This window comes from Desulfobulbus elongatus DSM 2908, from assembly GCF_000621145.1.
GTDB classification, from domain to species: Bacteria; Desulfobacterota; Desulfobulbia; order Desulfobulbales; family Desulfobulbaceae; genus Desulfobulbus; species Desulfobulbus elongatus.
This window is the reverse complement of record NZ_JHZB01000028.1, coordinates 1-24,465: the sequence shown is the minus strand read 5'-3', so window position 1 is coordinate 24,465 and position 24,465 is coordinate 1. Positions and strand designations below refer to the sequence as shown.

At 61.2% G+C, this 24,465-nt stretch carries 22 protein-coding genes and 1 tRNA gene; 10 read left to right on the top strand and 13 right to left on the bottom strand.

Annotated elements, in window-relative coordinates:
* Positions 1-199: 199 nt before the first annotated feature.
* Complete coding sequence (locus Q362_RS0113250) at positions 200-964, top strand: outer membrane protein (protein ID WP_028319082.1); 765 nt, start codon at positions 200-202, stop codon at positions 962-964.
* Here Q362_RS0113250 and Q362_RS23670 read toward each other — a convergent pair.
* The 4 genes from Q362_RS23670 to Q362_RS0113235 all read right to left on the bottom strand — a co-directional run bounded on the left by Q362_RS23670 (position 954) and on the right by Q362_RS0113235 (position 4,890).
* Positions 954-1,145, bottom strand: a complete 192-nt coding sequence (locus tag Q362_RS23670; protein ID WP_157470119.1) for a hypothetical protein — start codon at positions 1,143-1,145, stop codon at positions 954-956. The genes Q362_RS0113250 and Q362_RS23670 overlap by 11 nt on opposite strands.
* Before the next feature lie 336 nt (positions 1,146-1,481).
* Complete coding sequence (locus Q362_RS0113245; protein WP_169737425.1) at positions 1,482-2,687, bottom strand: DUF2332 domain-containing protein; 1,206 nt, start codon at positions 2,685-2,687, stop codon at positions 1,482-1,484.
* A 134-nt stretch (positions 2,688-2,821) separates the two neighbouring features.
* Positions 2,822-4,213, bottom strand: a complete 1,392-nt coding sequence (locus Q362_RS0113240) for a sensor histidine kinase (protein WP_028319080.1) — start codon at positions 4,211-4,213, stop codon at positions 2,822-2,824.
* Entirely contained in the window at positions 4,210-4,890 is a 681-nt protein-coding gene (locus Q362_RS0113235) for a response regulator transcription factor (protein ID WP_028319079.1), read from the bottom strand. The genes Q362_RS0113240 and Q362_RS0113235 overlap by 4 nt, the downstream gene beginning before the upstream one ends.
* Positions 4,891-4,928: 38 nt before the next feature.
* Between Q362_RS0113235 and Q362_RS23665 the strand changes: the two genes are divergently transcribed.
* The 3 genes from Q362_RS23665 (at position 4,929) to Q362_RS20650 (ending at position 7,408) form a co-directional block, all read left to right on the top strand.
* Positions 4,929-5,222 carry a hypothetical protein gene (locus tag Q362_RS23665; RefSeq protein ID WP_157470117.1) on the top strand — a complete coding sequence of 98 codons (294 nt, stop codon included), beginning with the start codon at positions 4,929-4,931 and terminating at the stop codon, positions 5,220-5,222.
* A complete protein-coding gene (locus tag Q362_RS0113230) occupies positions 5,219-5,662 on the top strand; it encodes a YqaA family protein (RefSeq protein ID WP_028319078.1) in 444 nt (147 codons plus the stop codon). The genes Q362_RS23665 and Q362_RS0113230 overlap by 4 nt, the downstream gene beginning before the upstream one ends.
* A 93-nt stretch (positions 5,663-5,755) precedes the next feature.
* Positions 5,756-7,408 carry a phosphoethanolamine transferase gene (locus Q362_RS20650; RefSeq protein WP_084312701.1) on the top strand — a complete coding sequence of 551 codons (1,653 nt, stop codon included), beginning with the start codon at positions 5,756-5,758 and terminating at the stop codon, positions 7,406-7,408.
* Positions 7,409-7,501: 93 nt separating this feature from the next.
* Here the strand turns inward: Q362_RS20650 and Q362_RS20645 are convergent, their stop codons facing one another.
* From Q362_RS20645 to Q362_RS0113210, 3 genes are read right to left on the bottom strand one after another with little or no spacing between them, the layout of a single operon-like run.
* Positions 7,502-8,518 carry a DUF4340 domain-containing protein gene (locus Q362_RS20645; RefSeq protein ID WP_051554312.1) on the bottom strand — a complete coding sequence of 339 codons (1,017 nt, stop codon included), beginning with the start codon at positions 8,516-8,518 and terminating at the stop codon, positions 7,502-7,504.
* Between the two features lie 2 nt (positions 8,519-8,520).
* On the bottom strand, positions 8,521-11,454 hold the full coding sequence (locus Q362_RS0113215) for a DUF4350 domain-containing protein (RefSeq protein ID WP_028319077.1): 2,934 nt from the start codon (positions 11,452-11,454) through the stop codon (positions 8,521-8,523).
* Positions 11,451-12,377 carry an ABC transporter ATP-binding protein gene (locus Q362_RS0113210; RefSeq protein ID WP_028319076.1) on the bottom strand — a complete coding sequence of 309 codons (927 nt, stop codon included), beginning with the start codon at positions 12,375-12,377 and terminating at the stop codon, positions 11,451-11,453. Before Q362_RS0113210 ends, Q362_RS0113215 begins: the two co-directional genes overlap by 4 nt.
* A 666-nt stretch (positions 12,378-13,043) precedes the next feature.
* Between Q362_RS0113210 and Q362_RS20640 the strand changes: the two genes are divergently transcribed.
* Positions 13,044-13,604, top strand: coding sequence for a VTT domain-containing protein (locus Q362_RS20640; protein ID WP_051554310.1), 561 nt, complete (start codon positions 13,044-13,046; stop codon positions 13,602-13,604).
* Between the two features lie 83 nt (positions 13,605-13,687).
* On the opposite strand, the gene Q362_RS0113200 is transcribed toward Q362_RS20640, so the two are convergent.
* The 3 genes from Q362_RS0113200 to Q362_RS0113190 form a co-directional block, all read right to left on the bottom strand.
* The gene (locus tag Q362_RS0113200; protein ID WP_157470115.1) at positions 13,688-14,194 is read right to left on the bottom strand and encodes a hypothetical protein; all 507 of its coding nucleotides are present in this window, start codon (positions 14,192-14,194) and stop codon (positions 13,688-13,690) included.
* An 83-nt stretch (positions 14,195-14,277) separates the two neighbouring features.
* Complete coding sequence (locus tag Q362_RS24290; RefSeq protein WP_211248494.1) at positions 14,278-14,784, bottom strand: septal ring lytic transglycosylase RlpA family protein; 507 nt, start codon at positions 14,782-14,784, stop codon at positions 14,278-14,280.
* 549 nt (positions 14,785-15,333) lie between these two features.
* Complete coding sequence (locus Q362_RS0113190) at positions 15,334-17,505, bottom strand: adenosylcobalamin-dependent ribonucleoside-diphosphate reductase (RefSeq protein ID WP_028319074.1); 2,172 nt, start codon at positions 17,503-17,505, stop codon at positions 15,334-15,336.
* A 513-nt stretch (positions 17,506-18,018) separates the two neighbouring features.
* On the opposite strand from Q362_RS0113190, the gene Q362_RS0113180 reads away from it, so the two are divergent.
* From Q362_RS0113180 to Q362_RS0113160, 5 genes are all read left to right on the top strand, one after another.
* Positions 18,019-18,882: a thioredoxin domain-containing protein gene (locus Q362_RS0113180; RefSeq protein WP_028319073.1), complete on the top strand. Its 864-nt coding sequence runs from the start codon at positions 18,019-18,021 to the stop codon at positions 18,880-18,882.
* Between the two features lie 7 nt (positions 18,883-18,889).
* A complete protein-coding gene (locus Q362_RS0113175; RefSeq protein ID WP_028319072.1) occupies positions 18,890-19,903 on the top strand; it encodes a PhoH family protein in 1,014 nt (337 codons plus the stop codon).
* Between the two features lies 1 nt (position 19,904).
* Positions 19,905-21,080: a pyridoxine 5'-phosphate synthase gene (locus Q362_RS0113170; protein ID WP_028319071.1), complete on the top strand. Its 1,176-nt coding sequence runs from the start codon at positions 19,905-19,907 to the stop codon at positions 21,078-21,080.
* 203 nt (positions 21,081-21,283) lie between these two features.
* Positions 21,284-21,369: transfer RNA gene (locus Q362_RS0113165), tRNA-Leu, on the top strand.
* Positions 21,370-21,573: 204 nt separating this feature from the next.
* A complete protein-coding gene (locus Q362_RS0113160) occupies positions 21,574-22,809 on the top strand; it encodes a tyrosine-type recombinase/integrase (RefSeq protein ID WP_028319070.1) in 1,236 nt (411 codons plus the stop codon).
* Positions 22,810-23,286: 477 nt separating this feature from the next.
* On the opposite strand, the gene Q362_RS0113155 is transcribed toward Q362_RS0113160, so the two are convergent.
* From Q362_RS0113155 to Q362_RS25005, 3 genes are all read right to left on the bottom strand, one after another.
* Entirely contained in the window at positions 23,287-23,916 is a 630-nt protein-coding gene (locus Q362_RS0113155; protein ID WP_028319069.1) for a hypothetical protein, read from the bottom strand.
* Positions 23,913-24,119, bottom strand: a complete 207-nt coding sequence (locus tag Q362_RS22895; protein ID WP_211248493.1) for a hypothetical protein — start codon at positions 24,117-24,119, stop codon at positions 23,913-23,915. The genes Q362_RS0113155 and Q362_RS22895 overlap by 4 nt, the downstream gene beginning before the upstream one ends.
* A gap of 181 nt (positions 24,120-24,300) precedes the next feature.
* Positions 24,301-24,462 (bottom strand): ATP-binding protein, encoded by a 162-nt coding sequence (locus Q362_RS25005; protein ID WP_425389238.1) that lies wholly within the window; start codon positions 24,460-24,462, stop codon positions 24,301-24,303.
* Positions 24,463-24,465 lie beyond the last annotated feature (3 nt).

The window sequence follows — 24,465 nt, the reverse complement described above, 5'->3', positions numbered from 1 at the left end:
AAAAACAAATAGTTATATAAAAAGCTGTTCACGTGCGTTCAAAATTTTGTATTATTTTGCATGCAAGGTATTGCCAGCCTCACATTCCTTTGTTATATTGGGAAGCAACAAGAGAAAGATTGTTGGTGTTGTTTTTTCCTCTTATTTTTAGGGCAATAACGCCCATGCAAACATAGCTCAACAAAACAGGAGACAGGATATGAAAAAAGTACTGAGTGTCATGGCGGCATCCGCATTTGTTCTGACCGCAGGCGTTGCCTTTGCGGGCGGACCTGGCAAGATGGCCCCCGGTTGTCCGGACGCGTGCCAGAAGCAGATCGACGATCTGCAATCTTCGCAGGCACAGCAGAACGAGCAGTTGAGCGCCCACGGCAAGCAACTGCAGAACCATGAAGGCCGTATCACCGAGCTCGAGAAGGCATTCGCCGATTACTGGTATGTGCGTCTCGGCGTACGGGCTGCTTGGATGCAGCAGGATGTCGGTCTTGCAAATGAAGTCGATACCGATGCCGGTTTCGGTGGCTCCATCGCCTTTGGCCGCGAGTTCAGCATGTATCAGGCCCTGGGCAAGTTCCGCGCCGAGGTCGAGTTGTCCAAGCAGGGCGCAGATCTGGATGACACCATCACTATCTTCGGGAACCAAAGTGGTGACGTAGACCTGACCACTGTATTTCTTAATGGTTACTATGAGCTGCCGATCTACGATGCCTTCTCCATGTATTTCATGGCCGGTGTCGGCTACGCTAAGTATGATGTTGATATTGAGCTCGACGGTTTTCATGAGCCTTTCTTGAGTGGCAGCGACAACGTCTTCGCCTACAAGGCAGGCGTTGGTATGACCTACAACTTCACCGACGAGATCGCCGGCGATCTGGGCTACGAGTACCTGGGTGTTGCCGATACCGACCTCGCTGACAGCATCAACGGTCATAACGTGGTTGCTTCTGTCCGTTTCAAATTCTGATTTCTCGGAAATTAGAAAGATGTTCATCCCCGGCCGGGTTTTCCGGCCGGGGATTTTTTTGTTCCCATCCATCCCCTTTCCACCAATTTTCTTCTTGAGCGGCATCGTGGAAAAGTTTGCCGCACCACCAATCAGTGCAATCCCATTGCCGCGGCATAAGCAGCGGGTGTTTTTGCGTCATATAAAGGCAAAATCCTTTGATATAAGGTCGTTTCGAGTGAAGCAAAAACTCTCTTTGTCAATGACAAGATTTCTCGTCGCTTCGCTCCACGCAATGACGAAGTGCACCTGCTATCAACGAATTTTTCCCCTTTTGTTCCGCTGAGCATCTCAGACCAAGGCGGATACGGCTGAGGCACACTGTTCGGGCCCAAGCGAGTCTGGCCAACGCCGTGTGGTCCCACCGCTTCGCCTCGCCACACCGCCGCCGTGTGGTCAAGCCACACCGCTTTTTGTCCTCATCTATCCCCCTTTCATCCTCTTCTCAAGCGGCACATTCGCGAAAAAGCATGCCGCATCACCGAGGAGCGCACGTTCTCACCTCGCCCTGCCAGCAAGCGGCCCAGGCGGCCAGATCCGGCAGCCACCTGATGCGGGTGCCATGGGGATGGGTCCAGGCAAGGTGCCACTGCCGATGTTCTCCCCCGCTCCACAGGTCGGCGGTCCAGCCGATCCAGCCGAACTCCGGCGGCTCGGGTCCGCGCCATGGGGGTTCCCATTGCAGCCAGAGCACGGGCTGGGAATGGCGCGCGGCCCAAGCGGCCAGAAGCGACCGCAACGAAGCGCCTCGATCGGCAAGATAAGTGGTCAGATAGGTATTGTAGAGCACGACGGGCGCATCGAGTAAGGAACTGAGCCGTTCGGTCAGGAACCGGGGCAGGTCCTCGGGCAGGTCGGCCTGAACAAGGTGGACCGGGGATTCGCTGCGATCGACCGCATGCAGCGCGGCGATTCCGGCTTTAAGCAAGTGCAACCGTTCCGGCTGGTCGCCCCAGATGAAGGCGGCCAGGGTCTGTTCATCTTCCGGTGCGTGGAGGACGAGCGGCGCAAGGTCGCAGCCCGTGCGTGAGCGGATGACAGGCACGACCGGTCGTACCGATGGCAAGGGCGCTCCCTCGCTGCGCACGCTGAACTGCGTCGGCCGGCCACTGCCAAGCTCCAGCGGGGTTCGGTCGCCGGTCGCATCGGTTATCCGGAAATGCCGTCGGTCCGCCACCAGATTGAGCCCGGCGCTGGCCCCCAGATCCACCAGATGGAGGGAGGGCCAGCCGGTCATGCACGCCGGCAGCAGCCAGCAGAGTCCGCGGGCGGTCTCGTTGGTCTGCACCTGCGCCGTGGCGATGAACCGGGCCAGCGCCTCTTGCCTCGCCTCGACGGCCGCGCGGAAACTGGCGGCAAGCCCATTCTCCTCAATCAGTCGCCCGCCACCCACGGTCGGATAATACTGAGCCAAATCATCCAGTTCGGGCCGGCCCGCGAGAATATCGCGATGCAGCCCGGCCAGCAAAAGTAGCGGCACATCGAACGAAGACCGGCTCGCCCCGGTTTGCACCAGCCAGTCCGCCAGCGAATCGTCGCCGGGCGCCGCCGCCAGCCAGTCCGCCACCGTGCCGAACAACCGGGAATAGAGCGGCGCATACCCGGCGGCAAACTCCTGCTGTTTGCGGAAACGCCGGCCCAGGCGGAAGCGCACATCAGAAAAAGACGGTAACGGCGGTTTCACACGAACCCCCTCACATCCATGGGAAATGACTGATAAACCGGAAAAGACGCGCTGACTCTAGCACCGCCGGACAGATCAGGCAAGCGCTGAGCGTCCTTCCTCCCTGCCCGCTTATTCCGTCCGCAAGCAATGCCTCACCCGGCAACTGCCGGCGGGAGCACGACCCGAAAGCGGGTCAGGTCAGCATCGCTCTCCACCGAGATGGTGCCACCGTGCAGTTCGACGATCCGCTTGACGATGGTCAGCCCGAGGCCCGCGCCGCCGTGCGCCGAGGAACGCGACTGCTCGCACCGGTAGAACTGGTCGAAGATGCGCGCCTGCTCCGCCGGATCGATGGACTGGCCGGTGTTGGCGACGGTCAGCACGGTCTCCCCCGCTCCCCCGGTCGCAAGCGAACAACTGACTGCACCGCCCGGCCGGTTGTAGCGGACGGCATTGTCGAGCAAGTTGATCAGCAGCCGGCGCATCTTTTCCCTGTCGGCGACAAGGAACCGCTCCCTGGCCGCCCGGCAGGTGAATCGCACCCCCTGCTCGTGCATCAGCCCATCAAACTCCCCGGCCACGGATGCGACCAATTCGTTCAGGGAAAATCGCTCCTTGGCAAGGGTGTCGTCCAATTCCAGCCGGGACAGGTCCAGCAGGCTCTTGACCAACTGGCTGATACGGGCCAGGGCCCGTTCCTGGGCCAGCAGCTTTTCCTGTACGGCGGCGGGTACCTGCTCGTCCTGAAGCGTCTCCTCCATGGACAACCGCAGCAGGGTGATGGGCGTTTTCAATTCATGGGAGGCATTGGCGATAAATTCCTTCTGGCGGCGGAAGGAAGAGTGCAGCCGGTTGAACATGTTGTTGAGGGAGGCGGCGAGTTCGTCGATTTCGTCGTGGTTGCCGGCAAGCGGAATCCGCGTTGCCAGCGTCTTGGCCGAAATTTCCGCGGTGAGCCGGTTGATTTCCCGTACCGGCTGCAGGATTCTCCCCGCCACCAGATAGCTGACCACGATAAGCAGCAGGGCCGAGGCAAGAATCGCCGAGGCGATCATGATTGCCGATTCGACCGATTCCCCCACCAGATTCTCCACCGGCCGGGCCACATGCACCTGACAGGTGGAACCGCCCATCGGCATGACCAGAACCCTGTTCCAGAAACCGGTGGGTTGATCGTCTTCGTCGGCATAGAACCGGTTGAGCGGGATATCGGTGGCAACGAGATACCCTTCGGGCCCGGTTTTCCCGGGCAGGTCGATTTCCCGTGCCAACCGCGATGCGAACAGCAGTTGCCCCCGAGCGTCATAGATTTTCGCCCAGTACAGATGGGAGAAAAGATCCAGGGTGTCGCCGTCCCGCACGCCGCCGGCCGCCTGTTCCCTGGCTATCTCGCCGGCCAGGGTCCGGGCCCGGATCTCCAGCTCCTGGTCGAGGAACTCGTAGGGCGTTTCCAGTCCCCACAGAAAGACGATGAGCGACAGCACCACCGTGGAAATCAAGCCGGCCAGGCTGACCCAGAGGGTGATCCGGTTGCGGGCTTTCATGGCTGCTCGTCTCTGGCCATATAGCCGACGCCGCGGACGGTGACGATGATCCGGCCGGACTGGTCGTCGAGTTTTCTCCGCAGATTCTTGATATGCACGTCGATGTTGTTCGACATGGTGAAGGGATCGAAGGCATCGCCCCAGACGTGCTCGGCGATGTTGAAGCGGGAAACGGCCCGGTTGCGGTTGTAGAACAGGAATTCGAGTACCGAGAATTCCTTCGGGGTCAGCGGGACCGGCCGGTTGCCGAGGCTGACGCGCCTGGTGTTGGTGTCGAGCCGGATGTTGCCGATGACCAGCCAGGGGCTGGCCTGCTCATGGCTGCGGCGGAGCAGCGCCCGGATCCGGGCCAGCAGTTCCGCCATGGAAAAAGGCTTGTGCAGATAATCGTCAGCTCCGAGGTCAAGCCCCTTGACCCGGTCGGCCACCTCGCCCTTGGCGGTCAGCATCAGAACCGGCGCGCTCACCCCTGCGGCGCGCATCTCTCGCAGCGCGGCAAAACCGTCTTTTTCCGGCAGCATGATGTCGAGCACGATCAGATCGTAGGGCTCGACGCAGATTTTCTCCAGGGCCGCGGCGCCATCGCCGGCCATGTCCACGGTATACTGCTGCCTGCGCAGCGAAGAGGCGATCTGGGCGCACAGTTCCGGTTCGTCGTCGACAATCAGTATCCGCATCTTGTCCTCGTCCTGTCCGCCACCCGATTGATCATCGCTTGCTCTATTTATTCTTACCCGCGCTGGCTGAAGAAACGACGAAAATTTCCGGCCGTTCCCTCTTTCTTCATCATTTCTTCATCCATCCCATGGTATGGATCGTTGCAGGAAACTGCCGGAGCGGGTCTGTACCCGCCGGTGAAGTTTCCGGAACTGTTTGCCGGACCGGAGCACGTTGCGCTCCCGGCGCAAGCGAAATTGAACGCCGTGAACACCGCGCCGCCGACATGGACAAAATCCCGGAACCGGGCCGGACAGCCCAGGCATTTCAGACAACATCGATGAAACCATGATCGCCTTTTCCGCCCTGGCCGGCCTCTTTCTGACCGCATTCCTGGCCGCCACCATCCTGCCGATGCAGTCGGAAGCGGTCCTGGTCGGCTTGCTCCTCACCGGCGACTATCCCGCCGCCGGGCTCCTGACCGTGGCAAGCTGCGGCAACATCCTCGGCGCGGCGTGCAACTGGTGGCTGGGCCGGGGCATCGAACGTTTCCGCCACCGTTCCTGGTTTCCGGTGCGCGAGCAACACCTGCTCCGCGCCCGGCAGTGGTACCGGCGCTACGGCAGATGGTCGCTGCTGCTCTCCTGGATGCCGGTGATCGGCGACCCCCTGACCGTTGCCGCGGGTATCATGCGCGAGCCCCTGCCGGTCTTTCTCCTGATTGCCGGCAGCGCGAAAATCGCGCGCTACCTGGTCCTGACCGGCATGACCCTTGGCTGGTTGTCGTCCTGAAGCCGGTTGACAAGCGAAAACCATTGTCCCCCTTCTTTCCGGCACGAGGAGGACATACCCCAACCTCCATCCCGCACCCAACCCGTTTTCCGTATGAAGATTGCGCAAACACACCTGCACCTCTGGGCGTCCCTGCTCCTGGTCCTGCTGTACAACACCTCGTTTTTCCGGCACGTCCTGGAAGTCTATCCGATAACATGGCAGAACATCGGCTTTCTGGTATCCCTAGCCGTCGGCCTGGGGACCGTGCTCATGTTGCTTCTGACCCTCTTCGGCTGGACCCGGTCGACCAAGCCGGTGCTGATCGCGCTCTTCCCGCTCGCCTCGCTCACCGCCTATTTCATGAACACATACGACGTGGTGATCGATCACACCATGATCGGCAACGTCGTCCAGACCAATTACCACGAAGCGGCCGACCTGTTCAGCCTCCCCCTGCTGGGGTACGTCGCCGTCCTGGGCGTGCTGCCCGCCGCGCTGGTGGCCATGGTTGCCATCAAGCCCCTCACCTGGCGCAGGCAGCTCCTGAGCAAGGCGATCTGTCTCTGCTGCTGCCTTGCCGTCGCTCTCGGCCTCATTCTGCTGTTCAGCAAGTTCTACGCCTCGTTTTTCCGGGAGCACAAGCCGCTGCGCTATTATGCCAACCCGGCTTTCACCCTCTATTCGTTCGGCAAATACCTGGTGGATAAAAACTTTGTCGCCGTAAAAACCGCGCCCCGCCCCCTGGGCACGGATGCCCACATCCCGGCCACCGATACTGACCGGGAGCTGGTCATCCTGGTTGTCGGCGAGGCGGCGCGGGCGGACAGATTTTCCTTAAACGGCTATCCCCGGCCGACCAATCCCCTACTGAGCCGCGAGAACGTCATCTCCCTGTCCCAAATGTATTCCAGCGGCACCGCGACCGCCTATTCGGTACCGCGCATGTTTTCCGTGTATCCCCGCGACCAGTACAGCGAACGGAAAGGGGAAAATACGGAAAATCTGCTGGATGTACTCAGCCATGCCGGGGTGCATGTCCTGTGGCGGGACAACAATTCGGACTCGAAGGGCGTGGCTGTCCGCGTCCCCTATCAGGACTACAGACATCCGGACAACAATCCGGTGTGCGACGAGGAATGCAGGGACGAGGGCATGCTGGCCGGCCTGCAGGAATATATCGATTCCCGGCAGCAGGGCGATATCCTGATCGTCCTCCACCAGATGGGGAACCACGGGCCGGCCTACTTCAAGCGATACCGGCCGCCGTTTGAGCGATTCACCCCGGTCTGCAGGACCAATCAGCTCAATGAATGCACCAACGAGGAAATCGGCAATGCCTACGACAATGCCATCCTCGCCACCGATTCATTCCTGGCCGAGGTGATCGGCCTGTTGAAAAAAAACGACCAGCGCTTCGAGACCGCCATGGTCTATCTCAGCGATCATGGCGAATCCCTGGGTGAATACGGCATCTACCTGCACGGCCTGCCCTATGCCATGGCCCCGGACAACCAGAAGCACATAGCCGCAGTCCTCTGGTTCGGCAGCCGGTTCACCGTCGACAGGCAGGCGCTCCGGGAAAAGGCGGGCCACCGCTTTTCCCACGACAACCTCTTCCACACCGTCCTGGGGCTGTTTGAAATAGAAACATCCGTCTACAACAGACAGCTGGACATCATCCACAACGAGCCCGAACCCCGCCGGGAATCGCCGCCGCAGTTGACCGCCCTGCCCCGCACCCGGCCGCCGGAGCCCACGAAGTGATAACAGCCGGGCATTGGCCGGGCGAGACGGCCGCACGCAGCCCTGCTCTTCCTCATCCGGCCGGCGAATACAGGCCGAAAAGAAAAAGCACGCCTATTTCGCCGGCTCGACTGGCTGGACCGGGGGTGTCGGTGCCGCCGGTGCCGGCGTCTTGGCCCGCACCAGAGAGGCGTGGGTGGCGTTTTTCAGCTCAGCCACCTGCCAGCCGTCCACCCGGAGCAGTTGCTCCTGATTGGCAACCTTAAGCACATACGACTGCTCGGCCGGCAGGGGCGGCGCCGCGTCCTGCCCGGCCGGTTGAGCCGGCTGCGGCGGCTGGCCGAAGGTGTAGTCGATGGTCGTGCCGCCGTCGAGTTCCACGGTATAGCGCAGGGCCGGTTTATCAAGGCCGTATTCCGGCTTGGTTTCCGTACCGAGGATGCCGGCGATGGTCAGGCCGGCCAGCCGGTTGACCAGGGCATCGCGCCGGTCCTTCACCACCTCCTCCTCGGGCTTGAGATCGGCCGGTTGCAGGCCGTCGGCCGTCTTTTCCAGGCGCAGACCGGGCAGTTCGACCCGCTTGATCTGTTCGGGCTTGAGGTGAAGGATGCGGGTATCGATCCAGTTGTCGGTCGTCACCTCCAACTCATGCTGGGACAGGACCAGGGTCTGGATTTCGGGGTCGTTGTCGGCCCGGAGATAGATTTTGCGCAGGCCGGGCGAGGTGCCGAAGTAGACGATGGCCTGCGCGGTGCCGTCCTTGAGCAGGTTCAGCTTGCGGACATACCGATCCGGCGCCACCTTGAAGCGGGTGGCCGCCTCGGCCGTGGTGGCCTCGGGCCAACCGCGCTGCAATCCGGCCAGTTGATCGATCAGCCCCTGCACCTTGGCCGCATCCGCCGGAAACGATCCGGCCTCGGGCAGCAACCACCGCTCCTTGTCCTTTTTCAGGGCCAGATGGTGCCCCTCGCCGTCTTCGAGCAGCACCTCGTTGACGTCGGCCGCCATGAAGGCCAGCAGCGGGCCTTTGCCGGGTTGCGCCGGCCCGGTGCGGTTGAGGACATGGGTGGCCACCAGCAGCCCAAGCTGGACCAGCAACAGGATCGCACATCCCAGGATCAGTCGTTTCATGGTCATATCCTCCCGGCAATCAGCATCTGTTCACGCCGCCGCGACCCGGCCCGGATCGCCCGGTGCACCCCCCAGACGGCCAGCAGGCCGACAGCCGCCAAGCCATAGTTGAGATATTCCCAGAGCATGCGCTCGTCCTTGTCCATGGGCAGCAGGGTGCGGGCGAAATGGCCGCGTCCGCGGATGGAAAGCAGATCGCGATCCTCCAGCGACCAGTCGATGCAGTTGGCCACCAGTTGAAGCGGGTTGAGATAGCGGCTGCCGCCGGCACCGGAGGCCAGATCGAGACTGGTATCGGTCAGGAAGGTGTTGGAGGCCAGCAGAATGATCCGGGCCGAATCCGGTGACCGCTCCAGCACCCGGCCGATCACCTCGGGCTGGGGCGGCTCGGCCGCGGGCGCCTTGTTTTCCCTGGGATCGGCCAGGGTTTTCTGCTGTTGCTGTTTCTCCTTTTCGGCCTGCTGCTTGCGCGCTTCCTCGATCAGGGGCGAGGTCTTGCCCTTGAACCATGAGTCGAAGGCGCCTTCCACCAGCACGGCCAGCAACTGCCGGCCGGCGGGTTCGCCCTGGGCGAATCCGGCCTGGCCATAGCGGTCGAAATCGGGCTGGATATCGATGGAATCGGACAGCCAGGCTCCCGGTGAACTCTCCAGCAGCCGCACCACCTGGCGGTCCTTGTTTTTCTCGCCATCCACCGCGATCGGCGAGGCCCAGGTCATGGACAGCTGGTCGATGCCGGTGAGCAGGCCGCTGCCCCGGTTCATGCCGTCGCTCCTGATGTCGACGAAATAGGGATAGTTGATCAGGTGGGTCTCGCGGATGGCAAAGCCGCCGGCTTGGCGTTCCACCGGCACCGGAAAGGCGGCGTTCTGGGGATCGAGCACCAGGGTCGGCTCCAGCTTGATGCCGTAGCCGGCCAGCCAGTCGGCCAAGCCGCTTTTTTTCTCCTCGGCGCTGATCCGGCCCTGGAGGCTGACGTCGAAGGGCGCGGTGGCCAGGACCACGGTGCCGCCCTGCATGAGGAACTGGTCGATGGCAAACACCTGTTTTTCCTGAAGCCGCTCAGGCGCGACCACCACCAGGATGTCCGCCTCCGGGTCCACCTGGCCGGTGCTCAGGTCGACGGGCTTGACCCGGTGTTCCTCTTCAGCGAAGCGCTGCAGGAGCTGGAAGGTATTGCTCTGGTCGGGCATGCCGAACTGGGCCATGGCCGGACTCACGGGCGGCGTGTACAGGGCCACGGTCTTGAGCATGCCTTTGGAGAAACGCTTCAGCCCCGCCTCGATGGCTGTTTTCAGCGCCGCCTTGTCGAGGGCCGCGGGCAGGGCCACCTGCACCTGCTGGCCGCCGCTCTCCAGGGTCATGTAGAACCAGAAGGTCTGCGGCGACAGCAGGCCGGCCATCATCGGCTGCATGCCGAACTCCTTGGCCAGGCGCTGCGCCAACTGGCCGCCGTCGGCCTCGGGGTCGGCAAAATCGACGGTGAATGCGTCGCCGGCCTGCTGCCTGAAATCGGCCAGCACCGCTTCCAGCGACTTCTTTAATTCGATCAGCGGCTGCGGCAACCTGGCCTCGGGCGAAATGTAGCCGTGGAAGGTCACCGGCGCGCCGATCGCGGCAAAGAGATTGCCGCCGCCCTGGTAGCTGTACAGCACCTTCTTGATCGCCCTGGTGATGTCATGTTCGGGATTGCGGAGTTCGACCTCCAGCTTGGTGTCGCCCTCACTCTTGACCTCGATCAGATCCTGGAAGCCGAGGGTGACGAACTCGTCGCCGTACTTGATCAGGATATCGAAGTAGGAATTGGTGACCGCAGTCTGGTAGCGGGAGGCGGTCTGGAAGGGCACGGGCCGGATGCCGTATTTCTCGCCGGCCTCCTGCTCCAGCTCCGGCTTTTCCTGGGGATCGACGAATTCGACCTTGACCCGGCCGTTGCCGGCCACCTCGTACTCGCGCAGCAGGTCGCGCAGTTGCGGCTGCAAGGGGGCGAGGAGCGGATGGGTCTGGGCGGAGAAGTAGCCGCGGATGAGCAGCGGTTCCTGCAACCGCCCCAGATAGGAACGGGTGGCCGGCGAAATCGAGTAGATGCGGCCTTCTGTCAGGTCGGCCCGCAGCATGCCCAGCGGCGCCAGCCACAGGTTGAGCAGGAAAAAGTTGGCGACCAGCAGCACGGTCAGCGCCAGCCAGCGGCGGTGCGCGCTGTTGGCCGGATTGCCAGCCCAGCGCTGCCGCTCCAGGGTGAAGACGTTGAGGGCCAGGAAGATGCCGGTCAGGCTCAGGCAATAGACCAGATCGCGCAGATCGATCACCCCGCGCGTGATGGCGGCGAAACGGGAGCCGGCGCCGAGCAGTTTGAGCATTTCCCCGGCCTGGTTGCCGAAAAAGGCGGTCAGGGTGCTGGAGCCCACAAGGTAGAGCACGGTGCAGGCCAGGGTGGAGACGATCAGGCTGACGATCTGGCTGTTGAACTGGGCGCTGACAAAGAGGCCGATGGCGAGATAGGCGCCGGCCAGGCACAGGCTGGCGAGATAGCCGCCGAAGACCGGCCCCCAGTCGAGCCGGCCGAGCAGGGACACGGTGACGGGCAGCGGCAGGGTCAGGAGCAGACCGATGGCCACCAGGGCGAGACAGGCGGCGAACTTGCCGCCGACCAGCACCGGCAGACTCACCGGCGCGGTCAGGAGCGGCTCCAGGGTACCGGCCCGGTGCTCCTCGGACCAGACCCGCATGGTGACGGCCGCCGAGAGGAAGATGAGGAGCAGCGGCATCCATTCGAACATCGGCCGCACATCGGCGATGTTGCGGCTGAAAAAGGTCTCCACCCAGAAGAAGATGAACAGGGTGGCGGCGAGAAAGGCGCCGAAGAAGATGAAGGCCGCGGGCGTGGCGAAAAAGACCGCCAACTCCCGGCGGGCGACCGTGCGCAGGGTGCTCATTGTTCCCTTCCTCCAGTCATGTTGATTTCACTGAATATTTTTTCCAGGTTGCGCGCCTCCGGCGCAAGCCCGTACAGCGGCCGGCCCTGGCCGACCACCGTGGCGGCCACGGCAGCCGCCAGTTCGCGGGCGGACACTTCGCCGGAGAGGGCATAGCAACTCCGGCCGCCTTCGACGGACAGCGTTTCCACCGTGGCGACCCCGTCCATTGCGGCGAGCAGTTCATCGGCCCCGGTATCGGTGGTCACCAGCAGCCGCTGGCCGGCGCTCAGGTCGGCCAGACGGGCATCGAGGACCTTGCGGCCGCGCTGGATGATGATCACCCGGTCGCAGACCGCCTGCACCTCCTGGAGGATGTGGGTGGAGATCAGCAGGGTCGACTCCCGGGCCAGATCGCGGAGCAGGCCGCGCATGTGCTGGATTTGGGTGGGATCGAGGCCGTTGGTGGGCTCGTCGAGGATGAGGATTTTCGGCCGGTGGAGGATGGCCTGGGCCACGCCGACCCGCTGGCGGTATCCCCGCGACAGGGTGGCGATCCGCTGGCCGGCCTTGTCGGTGAGCGCGGTGCGGAGCAGGGTGTCGCGGAGCAGCGGTCCCATGCGGTCGGCGCCGACCCCGTGCAAGGTCGCCTGGTATTCGAGATAGCCGGCCACGGTCATCTCCGGATAGACCGGGCAGTTCTCCGGCAGATAACCGATGAGGGCCTGGATGGCGCGCCGGTCGACGGCCATATCCAGGCCATTGATCCGGATGGTGCCGCCGGTGGGCTCCAGAAAGCCGGTCAGCATTTTCATGATCGTGGTCTTGCCGGCGCCGTTGTGGCCGAGCAGGCCGACGATCTCGCCGGCACCGATGGCAAACGAGACGTCGTCGACCGCCGTATGCGGTCCATAGGTTCGGGTCAGATGGTCGACATGGATCATGGTGATCTCCTGAAAAAAACGAAAAAACAGCGCGCAAAGGCGCTCGGGATCAGAGGGTCGGGACAGACGGGGGAGGCGGCCGGTTGCCGCGGCGAAGCAGGGGGAAGCACTGGCCGCGTCGGGCGGCATTAATGGCGGAAAGCGGATACATGGGCATGGGCACGGACAATCGGGTCGGCGGAGCGCAATCATTCCCTGTGGATGAATCCGGGGCATAGCATAACGCAGGGCTGCCACTTGTCAACCGACCCACACAACATTTTTCGCGGGTAAACGGCCATCCCGGAGCTCTCCCAGCCGCTCGTTGCGAAAAACGATGGCAGCCCCGCCCACACCGGGGCAAAGCCCGCACACCCCGGCGGGGATGCCCCGGCCTCTCTCCGCGCCCTGGATGGGCGCGCCCTGCAGCGGTGACATCGCCGAAGAACGGGCCGTTTCTCACCATGGCATCATTTTTTTATTGCTCTTCCCTGGATCGGCGAATATCGTCCACGTTTTTGTTCCCCACGTGGATCGTTTTCCGGAATGCGCCGATTGTGGCCGCGAATGCGCCCTATGCCCGGTCGACATCGGCAACGACCGCTGCCCACGCGCGGCAAGCCGCGAGGTTCCTGCGCGCCTCCTGGAGAAGGACTGATCAATCCCCATGTCGCTTTTGGCACCCCCATGGATATCATCCATCACATCATTGCATTGACCATCAACATCAACCAGCACCTCACCGTGCTCGTGAACAACCACGGCATGTTGATCTACGGGCTCATCGCCCTGATCATCTTCTGTGAGGTCGGCCTGGTGGTCGCCCCTTTCCTGCCCGGCGATTCGATGCTGTTCGCCATCGGCACCCTCTGCGCCAGCGATGCCATGGACCTGAAAATCGTGTTGGTCCTCTTTCCCATCGCCGCCGTCCTGGGCGACAATTTCAACCGGTTGATGGGCATCTGGTTCGGCCACAAGGCCTTTGCCGGCAGGCATGGACGTTTCTTCAATCAGGAGAACCTGAACAGGGCGCACGACTTTTTCGAAAAGTACGGAACCAAGGCGGTCACCTTGTGCCGGTTCATCCCCTTTCTCCGCACCTATGTTCCCTTTGTGGCCGGCATGGCCGAAATGCGGCTGCGGGTGTTTTTCCCCTACAGCGTCCTGGGGGGAACCGGATGGGTGGTGGTCTGCGTGCTGGCCGGCTATTTCTTCGGCAATCTCGAATTCTTCGACCGCCTGTTCTGACGCCGTTCCCACGGGCGTGCCCGCTTCAGCCGGCGCTCCTCAGTCGTTCGTCCGACAATTCGGCGCACGATCCGGCGCCGCCATCATTCCATCCCGCCAAAAAACATGGAGTCGTTTTCCTTTCCGCAGGTCCCGCCGGCGACCGAATGGGGTTGGTAGACTTCGAGGATGCCGGGTTCCGGCATGTAAACGATGTTGATGATGTTCTGGGAATACCAGAAACCGGCCTGTTGCCCGTCGGGCATGAGAATGACCCCGCCCCGATATTCGCAGCCGGGAGGATAGTGTTCGGTCCGATACCACTGCAACCAGCCGTTCAACTTGGCCTCGGTCAGGTCCACTTCGGCCCAGACCCTGGTACGGAGGGTAAAGCGGCGATGAATGGCGATGATGGAATCCGGTGCCGTGGAGGAACCGAGGTAGTAGTAGGCGTGGTCCGGGAGCACCCTGCCGGATTCGAAAAGCTGCTCCACCCCCGGCTCGATGAGCCACTGCCCGGCTGGCGGTGCGGCGGCACAACCGGCAAGGCAAGCGGCGACGGCACAGAGGGACATCAGACGGAACGGATGGAACGGGAAGCATGAGCGCATGGGAATCCCCTTGGCATGGCACAGGTGGGCGACAGGGAGAAAGAAGAAAGAAAAAACGGCACCCGGCGAGGGGTGCCGTCCGTCTACGACTTGTTCACCGCTGATTGCGAGACGATTTCTAACTGCACGAGAATTTTTCCGGTCTTTCCCAGTCCAACCCGCTCGGCCGCGGCGGCCGACAGGTCGATGATCCGACCAGCGGTCCAGGGGCCCCGATCGTTAATCAGCACCTCGACCGACTTCCTGTTTCGGACGTTGGTCACGAGGACTTTCGTGCCGAGCGGCAGGGTCCGATGCGCCGCCGTCAGATGTTTCTGGCTGAACCGCTGGCCGCTGGCGGTCTTGCGGCCATTAAGCTTGTCGGAATAGACGACGGCCATGCCTTTCATGGCCGAGGAGGCCTTGGCCTTCTTCCGAACAATTGCCTGGGGCTTTTTGGCGGGTTTGGCTGCGGGGGCAGCGATTCTGGGGGAGGCGTGCGATGTCTTGGGTGCCGTGGTTGCCGCCACAGCGAAACGTGGTCGTCCAATGGAAAACTCGATCATCGCCAAGCCGACTATCACGAGGAATACGAGCTTGGTGGTCCGCATAATCCCTCTCTCAAGTTGAAGTCAGATAATGGCTTTCGCTATCAAGATAAGGGAAAATAACAGAAATTCGATCCATTGCAACACAAACCACTTTCCATCCCCTGGCCCCTGTTCCGAACCTGCCGAAAATTCAGGGTAATTTTCTTGCTTTTTTTTTCATGGCGATCATCACCATCATGCCCCTGGTCCAGGGATGCGCAGCAAAATAGGAAGGAAGAGAATTTTCGCATGGATTCATGGAAATTCAAGTATTTTCGACAGGAGCAACAACAAAAAATCCCTTACCATGACAGGACTTCTCCTGGCCGCGCCTGCCAAAACGACATCAACCTTGTATAATGACTTGAAAAATTCGAAGGATAAAGAATCCCTTGTCGCCTGCCTCAGCGGTAGGGGCCGTCCTTTGTTGAGCGTGGGGCACAGATCAAACGGGGCGTTCTGTTTTTTTGTTAAGCGAAAAAAGAACGCCCCGCAGGGAAAAAAGCCGGTGGGTGTTGCAGAGGAAATCCCCCCGATAGCATGGGAAATAACATCAAGCTGATTGATGGGTCACGAGCACTTCGAATAGCCGCAATCCCGGCACACCTCGCACCCCTCTTCGAACACCAGCCTGCCCTGGCATTCGGGGCAGATCGAGGCGAACCCGTGTTGGGTGCCGGCCATGAACGATTTCAGCAGCTTGCCCAACTGGGCGGGCAGATCGAGCATGTGGCCGGAGGAGCGGTCCAACTGCTTGATGATCTCGTCCATGGGAATCTGGTAGCGCAGGGCCAGCGACACCAGGCGGCAGGTGGTGGTCCACATGGTTGACTTGTCCTTCAGGTCCACCCGGTTGTCGAAGGGGAACTTGGCAAAGACCTCCATCGGTTTTTCGTCCTCGTCGAAACAGACGATCAGATAGATGGTTTCCTGGTTGATGTCCTTGAGCCGGTAGCGTTTGGCGCTGAGCACATCGGGCAGGGTGGCCTTGCGCACCAGCCCCTCGCCGGAGACCATGGCGGTCAGGTCCGGGCTGGCGGCCACGGTGTTGAGCACCTGGTGGTCGCGGGAGCCGTCGCGGTAGACGGTCAAGCCCTTGCAGCCCAGCTCGAAACCGAGCATGTAGGAGGTGCGGACATCGTCCTGGGTGGCCGAGGCAGGCAGGTTGATGGTCTTGGAGATCGAGGAGTCGACCCCGTTTTTCTGGAGAATGCCCTGCATGCGGATGTGCTGTTCCGGGCTGATGTCCTGGGCGGTGCGGAAGATTTCCTGCCACTTGACCGGGATCTCGGCATGGCCGATGACCGTGCCGCTGGTGGCCACCTTTTCCATGAGTTCGGCGGAATAAAAGCCCTCGGCCCGGGCCACCCGCTCGAACAGCTTGTTGGCCATGAGCAGCCGGTCGCCGTCCATGACGTTTTTGATCATGACGATGGAGAAATAGGGCTCGCAGCCCGAGGCGCAGTCGGCGATCATCGACACCGTGCCGGTGGGCTGGATCGAGGTCAGGGCGGCGTTGCGGCGGGCCGGATAGGTGTTGATCTCCGGATCGTAGGCCGGAAACGGGCCTTTCAGCTCCGCCAGCTCGATGGAGGCGGCCTCGGCCTCGGTGCGGATGAAGGCCATGACCTCGGCCGCGGCCTGGCGTCCCTCCTCGCTGGCGTAGGGCAGCTCCAGTTGGATGAGCATGTCGTGCAGCCCCATGATGCCCAGGCCGACTTTGCGGGTTTTCTGTGTCATTTCGGCGATTTCAGGGATGGGGAAGCGGTTGCAGTCGATGACGTTGTCGAGAAAGCGGACCGCCAGCCGGGCCGTGGCGCCGAGGCGTTCCCAGTCGATCTTGCCTTCCCGGACATACTGGGCCAGGTTGATCGAACCCAGGTTGCACGACTCGTACGGCAGGAGCCACTGCTCGCCGCAGGGGTTGGTGGCCTCGAATTTGCCCAGTTGCGGCGTGGCGTTGTCGCGGTTGGCGGCATCGATGAAGAGCACGCCGGGCTCGCCGTTGTGCCAGGCCAGGTCAACGATCCGGTCGAAGACGTCGCGGGCGCGCAGGGTGTCGATGACGCGGCCGTTGGAGGGGTCGATCAGGTCGTATTCGAGATCGTCCTTGACCGCGTTCATGAACAGGTCGGTGATGGCGACGCTGAAATTGAAGTTGGTGTAGCGGCTCTGGTCCTGCTTGGCGACGATGAATTCCAGGATATCGGGGTGATCGACCCGGAGCACGCCCATGTTGGCGCCGCGCCGCTTGCCGCCCTGCTTGATGGTCTCGGTGGCGGCGTCGAACACGGCGGCGAAGCTCAGGGGCCCGGAGGCCACGCCCTGGGTGGAGCGGACCGCCGAATTCTTGGGCCGCAGGCGGGAAAATGAATAGCCGGTGCCGCCGCCGGTCTTGTGCACCAGGGCGCCGTTGCGGATGGAGGTGAAGATGCCGTCCATCGAGTCGTCCACCGGCAGGACGAAACAGGCCGACAACTGGCCGAGATCGGTGCCGGCGTTCATCAGGCAGGGCGAGTTGGGAAGGAAATCGAGGGTGTAGATCATGGTGAAGAAGCGATCGGCCAGCCCCTCGTAATCGGGCTGATCGCCGTCCACCAGGGCCACCGCGTCCGCCACCCGACGGCAGAGGGTTTCCCAGTTTTCCAACGGCCTGCCCGCCGCATCCTTCAGATAGTAGCGCCGTTCAAGCACGGTTTCCGCCGTCTCGGTCAGTTGCTGCCGGGGTATGCTTCTGGTCATGGTGGCCTCTTCCTCTGAATTCTTCTTGTTGTCTCTTCGACTCGACTGGACTTCGGACCGTGTCGTGTCCCCCGCCGATCCCTGCGCCACAAGCCTTTCCAGCCAGGATGCGCACATGGGGCGCCGGGGCCCGTCGTTCTGTCGACCGGCACATTATCACAACATATAGAGCGCATCAAGAGCAATTTATGCCACATGTAGTGTTTCAACAAACATCCTGTTTTCAACGAGATCACATTGAAATCGGCAGTCCCCTCCGTTCGGCCGGCACCACCAGGTGCTCCCGGTGCCTTTCTGAGACCAAGTCGAGAGAGCGGCAGGAAATGCATTGCTCTTCCCGGAAAAAATCCCGTCCTTCTTGCCGCTTGCGCATTCGCAACGCTGCCATTATAGTGGGAACGTTTTTCCTGGAGGGCAGCCGCTCTGCGCGCCACATCAGGAGGTTCATGCAAACGGCCCCGATCCGGGCTCGCCGTCAACCCATGCCACTCATACCAAGGACAGACTGACTCCATGCTGAAAAAAATCGCCCTTTGCGCCGCCCTGCTGCTGCCGCTGACCGTCCACGCCCAGGAACCCAAGAAAAACAACACCGCCGGCGACCTCAACTGGTCGGTCCAGGCTTCCTGGCCCATCCCGGCCAAGCCGGTCGACATCGCCCAATCCCTGGACAACAAGAAGGTGTTCATCCTGGCCGCCGATGCGAAAGTCTACATTTTCTCGCCCGACGGCAGGCAACTGGGCGCACTGCCGGTCGACCCCGGCGTCACCGCCATCGATATCGCCGCCCGGGGCGAGATGCTCTATCTGGTGAACGGTAAAGCCAATACCTACAGCGCCATCGATGTCAGCTTCAACCAGAAGATCGACATCATCGGCGCGCCGGTGCGGGGCAAGGCGGACGCGCCGGTCACCCTGGTGCTGTTCTCCGACTTCGAATGCCCCTGGTGCGGCAAACTCGAACCGGTGCTGGCCGAACTGCTGGCCCAGAACCAGGACAAGCTGCGCATCGTCTTCAAGCACCTGCCTCTGCCCATGCATCCGAATGCGGAACCGGCCGCCCTGGCCGCGATCGCTGCGCAAAAACAGGGTAAATTCTGGGAGATGCACGACGCCCTCTTCCAGACCGCCAACTGGACGCCGAACACCGTCGACGAAACCGCCGTGCGCATCGGCCTCGACATGAACAAGTTCCGCGCCGATCTGGCCAGCCCCGAGGTCGAGGCGCAATTGGCCAAGGACAGGAACGATGCCGTGGCCGCCGATGTCAACGCCACGCCGTCGATGTTCATCAACAGCCGGCCGGTGAAGGACCGCTCTCTCCAGAACCTCCAGAAGATGGTCACCGAGGCGCTCGCCACCGGTGGAGCCAAGTAAGGTGAAGGTGAAGTCCGCCGCCGCCCTCAACGCCGAGACCTCGCGGGAACTCGATTTCGCCGACAACCGGATCGCCCAGCAGTTGTTCGGCGAGCTGAACCGCAACCTGCTGACCATCGAACAGGCCACGGGAGTGACGATCAACGCCCGCGGCAATGGCCTGCGGATCAGCGGCCGGGCGCACGCCGTCGAACTGGCGGCTTCCACCCTGCAGCAGATGTACGGCCTGCTGCTCAAAGGCTATCCGGTATTCAGCCAAGACATCGCCTTCGGCGTGAAAATCCTGGAATCCTCACCCCAGGCGCGGCTGGAGGAGATCTTTCTCGACAAGGTCTGCATCACCTCGCGCAAGCGGGTGATCTCGCCCAAATCGGTCAACCAGAAGCTCTACATCGAGGCGATCAGGGAAAACGACATCGTCTTCGGCATCGGTCCGGCCGGCACCGGCAAGACCTACCTGGCCGTGGCCATGGCGGTTTCGACGCTGGCGCGGGAGCAGGTGGCCAAGATCATCCTCACCCGCCCGGCGGTGGAGGCCGGCGAGAAGCTCGGTTTCCTGCCCGGCGACATGGCCCAGAAGGTCGATCCGTATCTGCGGCCGCTCACCGACGCCATCAACGACATGATGGGCCAGGAGCGGACCCTGGAACTGACCGAGCGCGGCGTCATTGAGGTGGCGCCGCTGGCTTTCATGCGCGGCCGCACCCTGAACAACGCTTTCATCATCCTCGACGAGGCCCAGAACACCACCCGCGAGCAGATGAAGATGTTCCTCACCCGCATCGGCTTCGACTCCCGCGCGGTGATCACCGGCGACGTCACCCAGATCGACCTGCCGGGCACGCAGAAATCCGGCCTGATCCAGGCCGAAAAAATCCTCACCGGCATCAAGGGCATCGCCTTCCGCCATTTTTCCAAGGCCGACGTGGTCCGCCATCCCCTGGTTCAGGAGATCATCCACGCCTACGAGCAGCAGGACGCGACCCGGCGCAAACGCACGACGGACGCGGGCGAGGTCTGAGATGCCGGTTCACTGCACCTACTCCCCGGAGATCGACTCCCGTCCGCTCAACCGCAGGCTCCTCCAGCAGCGTTGCGACACCCTCCTCCATCTGCTCGACCTGGAGCGGGCCGCGGTCAGCGTGGTCTTCCTCGGCGATGCGGAGATGGCGGCCTACAACGAGCAGTACCGCAAGAAGCAGGGTCCGACCAATGTTCTCTCCTTCCCAGCCACGGCCGGCGACGGCTTTGCCGTGCCGGACAACGAACTGGGCGACGTGCTCGTCTCGGTCGACACTGCCCGGCGCGAGGCGGCCGCGGACAACAAGAGCCTGCACCACCGGCTCACCGAGCTGATCATCCACGGCCTGCTCCACCTCGCCGGCTATGACCACGAACGCTCGGAGGCCGAGGCCCTGCGCATGTGGGATGAGGAAAAATTCCTGTTTCAGCAACTACAGCAACCAAGGAGTGCCACCATGCCCTATCTCGCCATCAATGTCGACCATGTGGCCACCGTCCGCCAGGCGCGCGGCGGCGGCGAACCGGACCCGGTGCTGGCCGCCTCGCTCTGCGAACTGGCCGGAGCCGACGGCATCGTCGTCCATCTCCGCGAGGACCGGCGCCATATCCAGGACCGGGACGTGCGGCTGCTGCGGCAGACAATCAAGACCCGGCTCAACCTGGAGATGGCCAACGTGCCGGAGATCGTCGATATCGCCCTGGAGGTGCTGCCGGACATGATCACCCTGGTGCCGGAAAAACGCAAAGAGCTGACCACCGAGGGCGGGCTCGATGTGCTGGCTAATGCCAAGAAGGTGGGCAAGACCATCGCCAAGATGCGCAAGGCGGGGATTCCGGTCTCGCTTTTCATCGACCCGGACGCGGCCCAGGTGCAGGCGGCGCTCGATGCCGGCGCCACCTATGTCGAGCTGCACACCGGCCGCTACTGCGAGGCGCGGACCATGGAAGACCAGGAGCGGGAATTCAACCTGATCGAACAGACGGCGGAACTGGCCTATGAATCCGGGCTGCGGGTGAATGCCGGCCACGGCCTCGACTACCGCAACGTCCATGCCATCGCCGCCCTGCCCTTCATCGACGAGTTGAGCATCGGCCATGCGGTGATCAGCCGGGCGGTTCTGGTGGGTCTGGAAAATGCCGTGCGCGAGATGCTGGCCATCGTTCGGGCGATCTGAACGGCAAAAACGGCGGCAGCATTGCCAGTAACCGGTGCCCTCTCCCGGCGAGTGCGAGGATGCGGCCGGCAGCGCCGGGGACAAATTGCCGCCCCTGAACGCACCTGTTGGGGAAAAACCACAGTAACCTGCCGTAACTCCAGCGGCTTTAACCAAATGCAATTTGACAAAGAATGGGGAGGCGTGTATAAAAGCGCCATTCTGCCCGGATGGCGGAACTGGTAGACGCAAGGGACTTAAAATCCCTCGGCCTTCGGCTGTACGAGTTCGATTCTCGTTCCGGGTACCAAATCATTATCCAGCGCAGTTTGCTGGTATCCATTAACCCCATGAATCCCATGAGATTCTTGGGGTTTTTCTTTGTTTCTCGTCCAATGTTGCCCAAATTCATCCATTGACATCCGGGCATTTTACCGGGTACAAATCAGGGTACATTCACTTGATACACAAATACCCGACTTGAGAATGTACCCGGCAATGGAGGTAACTTGCTATGTTGACGGCTATTCAGGCCAGAAACGCCAAGCCAAAAGAAAAAGCGTACAAACTCACTGATAACAAAGGACTTTTTCTCCATATTGCTACAAGTGGAAAAAAGACCTGGCGATACCGCTATGAATTGCCACCGGGCAAAGAGTCTACTTTCGTTATAGGAGAATACCCGGTTTTATCCCTGGAGGCAGCTAGGGCAGAGCGAGTTGCATTGCGGGAAATGGTTAAGGCAGGAGTAAATCCAGCAGACGCAAGAAAACAAAAAAGACAGGAAACGATCAGGGCAAGAAAAGCTGAAAGGCAAATTGCTGAAAATAATTTTGAAGCCGTGGCCCGTGAATGGCATCAACAACAACTAAACAGGTGGGCACCCGCTACAGCGAAAGCCGTGCTCGTTTGTTTAGAACGTAACGCCCTGCCTTTCCTTGGCGATAAACAGGTGGATCAAATCACCCCGCCAATGGTCCTGGAGGCTCTCCGGGCCATTGAGAATCGCGGCGCTTTAGGTATTGCTCGAAAAACGATTCAGGCAATCAACGGTGTGTTGCGCTATGCGGTGCAGACCGGGAAGGCAACGTACAACCCGGCAGCTGATATGCGAGGGGTGTTGAAAGCCCAAAAGGTACAGCACAGGACTATGGTTTTGCCCGAAGAAATGCCTGGTTTCCTTAAAGCCCTGACCGCTGGAGATATCCACCTAACCACGAAATCAGCTATATGGTTCACCATTTTAACCGCAGCTCGATCCGGCGAGGTCCGCTACGCGACCTGGGCAGAGATCGACCTCGAAAAGAGACTGTGGTCAATCCCGGCGGAGCGAATGAAAATGAAGTCCCCGCACATCGTCTCCCTGTCGAAACAGACTGTTGCTCTATTGGAACGCATGAAAATTCTCCATGGCGACAAAGGGCTTATTTTTCCCGGTGTCCACTACCCCAACAAACCTCTTTCGGAAAATACCATGCTCTATGCTCTCTATCGGATTGGCTACCATTCAAAAGCCACCATGCACGGTTTCAGGGCGCTCTTTTCCACCATTACCAACGAGGCCGGATTCAATCCCGATGCAATTGAGCGGCAACTTGCCCATCGGGAAAAGAATGCTGTTAGAGCGGCTTATCATCGAAGCGAGTACTTGCCAGAACGGATCAAAATGATGCAATGGTGGGCGGATCACCTGCAAAGTCTTGAATACGACACTGACATGACGACCAAATGGGCCCCTGGAAAACCCTAAATAAAAAACAAGAGCCTTTTTGCCCTGAGCCCCGCCGGAGGCAGAGCGCCTCCTTGCCTTCGCCACCTGGAGGTGGAGCGTGGCTGGGGGAAAGGGGCAAGGCTGCGAGTGAGCGAGCACCCGCAGGGCTTGGTCTTGCGGCTTTGCCGCAGCCATGCTACCTGAACGCCTCCCTTGCGATGTTCCCAAAACACAAAAGGCCTCCACAGCCGGGGAAGGCCTTTCACATCACATGCTCAATGTCCGCGTCGCGTTAGATTGCCAAACGGTCAGTTGATGCCGTGGCCGATGGTTATACTCTGAACCACCGCGAGAAGTCACCTTCCCGATTCGCCCCCAGGATTTCAGCGTGGGACTGTTCACCGCTGCCGGCCTGTGCGCCTCTGCGCCTATCAGGTCAGTTGTGCAGATCTGCCACATAAGAGGTCCGGCTCTGCGGGCCGATCCGTGTGTCATCAGACAAAGCGCCACGGTGCGCTACATATCGTCACTGTATTCGGGCCATGGGGGATGGTCAACCGGTTTTCTTCGCTGTTTTCCCGCAAGCCGCTTCATCTTGGCCCTGGCGTTGAACAGCTCCCGCTGCTGGGATTCGACCTTTCGCTCCAGGAGCGTTATCTGTTTGCCGTGCTCACCGCTTTTCATCATTTGGCCAAAGGATTCTTGACGGGCTTGCTGGAGCATTGTTTGCAGGTCCCTTATCTCAATCTTTTGTAACAGCAGATTGTTTTGTAGACTTGCAACCAGATCCTTAAGTTTCATCTCCTCCGCAGTCACTTCCCTTGCGGGCGGCTGCTCGCCATCCAACAGGCGGTAGAGCCAGTGATACCCAGCCCCCAGAGTGTATCCGGCCAGAGCGCAGAACAACATCAGCGGCCACAGCTCCCATAAGGCCTGCCAGCCGATGCCATGGAAAGCCAGGGCAAAACTGCTCACCACCTTGCCCGCCCTGCGCTCCACCAGCACCATCCCGTCCTGCAGGAGAGAGAACGAGTCCGTCGCCAAGCGGAAGAAACCGAAATCGGGTAAAACCCAAGCCAGCCAAAGAACAACCAACAGGGGCAAGAAACCGACAAGAAACCAGAGGCTGCGCCATCCTTTTTTCATCGCAGATAGGCCTCGGTGGTGTCCTTGTCAAAATGGCCAACCTCCTGGGCCACAGTCGCCTTGGCATGGTCATAGCGCATCCCTTGTTGCTGCAACTCTGCCATCCGTTCCTGGGCGTAACTATGCCGCAGCCCGTGGCCGCCGTTGGAAAAGCCCAACTCACGCTTGCTGGCGGCGGAAAAACTCTGACTCCAGGCTGTCACCACCGATAAAAAACTGACCCGTTAGGCGTATTATTGCTGACCCCGTCGAAGTTGCCGGATTTCGATGAGCGTGCGATCTCACACCGATTCAGAGAGGTCCCCAATGATGGGATGGACGGCAGGCATCAGGGCTGCGTCGGGCCCGACGCAGCCCTGATGCCTGCCGGGAAGGTGGTTCTCGTTATTTGGGGGCGTTGAGTTGGCGTGATTGGTGGAGGCGCCAGGAAGGGCCTTTGACGGTGAGAATGATCGAGTGGTGGATCATCCGGTCAACTGTGGCGGTGGTGATGACCGGGTCCCCGAGGTAGTCGCCGAGTTGCTTGAAGTCGATATTGGTGGTGATGAT

Bases quoted from the DNA above. Each gene is read 5' to 3' on its own strand.
- Q362_RS0113250 (WP_028319082.1), top strand. From the start codon at position 200: ATGAAAAAAGTACTGAGTGTCATGGCGGCATCCGCATTTGTTCTGACC.
- Q362_RS23670 (WP_157470119.1), bottom strand. From the start codon at position 1,145: ATGACGCAAAAACACCCGCTGCTTATGCCGCGGCAATGGGATTGCACT.
- Q362_RS0113240 (WP_028319080.1), bottom strand. From the start codon at position 4,213: ATGAAAGCCCGCAACCGGATCACCCTCTGGGTCAGCCTGGCCGGCTTG.
- Q362_RS0113235 (WP_028319079.1), bottom strand. From the start codon at position 4,890: ATGCGGATACTGATTGTCGACGACGAACCGGAACTGTGCGCCCAGATC.
- Q362_RS0113230 (WP_028319078.1), top strand. From the start codon at position 5,219: ATGATCGCCTTTTCCGCCCTGGCCGGCCTCTTTCTGACCGCATTCCTG.
- Q362_RS20650 (WP_084312701.1), top strand. From the start codon at position 5,756: ATGAAGATTGCGCAAACACACCTGCACCTCTGGGCGTCCCTGCTCCTG.
- Q362_RS20645 (WP_051554312.1), bottom strand. From the start codon at position 8,518: ATGAAACGACTGATCCTGGGATGTGCGATCCTGTTGCTGGTCCAGCTT.
- Q362_RS0113215 (WP_028319077.1), bottom strand. From the start codon at position 11,454: ATGAGCACCCTGCGCACGGTCGCCCGCCGGGAGTTGGCGGTCTTTTTC.
- Q362_RS0113210 (WP_028319076.1), bottom strand. From the start codon at position 12,377: ATGATCCATGTCGACCATCTGACCCGAACCTATGGACCGCATACGGCG.
- Q362_RS20640 (WP_051554310.1), top strand. From the start codon at position 13,044: ATGGATATCATCCATCACATCATTGCATTGACCATCAACATCAACCAG.
- Q362_RS0113200 (WP_157470115.1), bottom strand. From the start codon at position 14,194: ATGCGCTCATGCTTCCCGTTCCATCCGTTCCGTCTGATGTCCCTCTGT.
- Q362_RS24290 (WP_211248494.1), bottom strand. From the start codon at position 14,784: ATGCGGACCACCAAGCTCGTATTCCTCGTGATAGTCGGCTTGGCGATG.
- Q362_RS0113190 (WP_028319074.1), bottom strand. From the start codon at position 17,505: ATGACCAGAAGCATACCCCGGCAGCAACTGACCGAGACGGCGGAAACC.
- Q362_RS0113180 (WP_028319073.1), top strand. From the start codon at position 18,019: ATGCTGAAAAAAATCGCCCTTTGCGCCGCCCTGCTGCTGCCGCTGACC.
- Q362_RS0113170 (WP_028319071.1), top strand. From the start codon at position 19,905: ATGCCGGTTCACTGCACCTACTCCCCGGAGATCGACTCCCGTCCGCTC.
- Q362_RS0113160 (WP_028319070.1), top strand. From the start codon at position 21,574: ATGTTGACGGCTATTCAGGCCAGAAACGCCAAGCCAAAAGAAAAAGCG.
- Q362_RS0113155 (WP_028319069.1), bottom strand. From the start codon at position 23,916: ATGAAAAAAGGATGGCGCAGCCTCTGGTTTCTTGTCGGTTTCTTGCCC.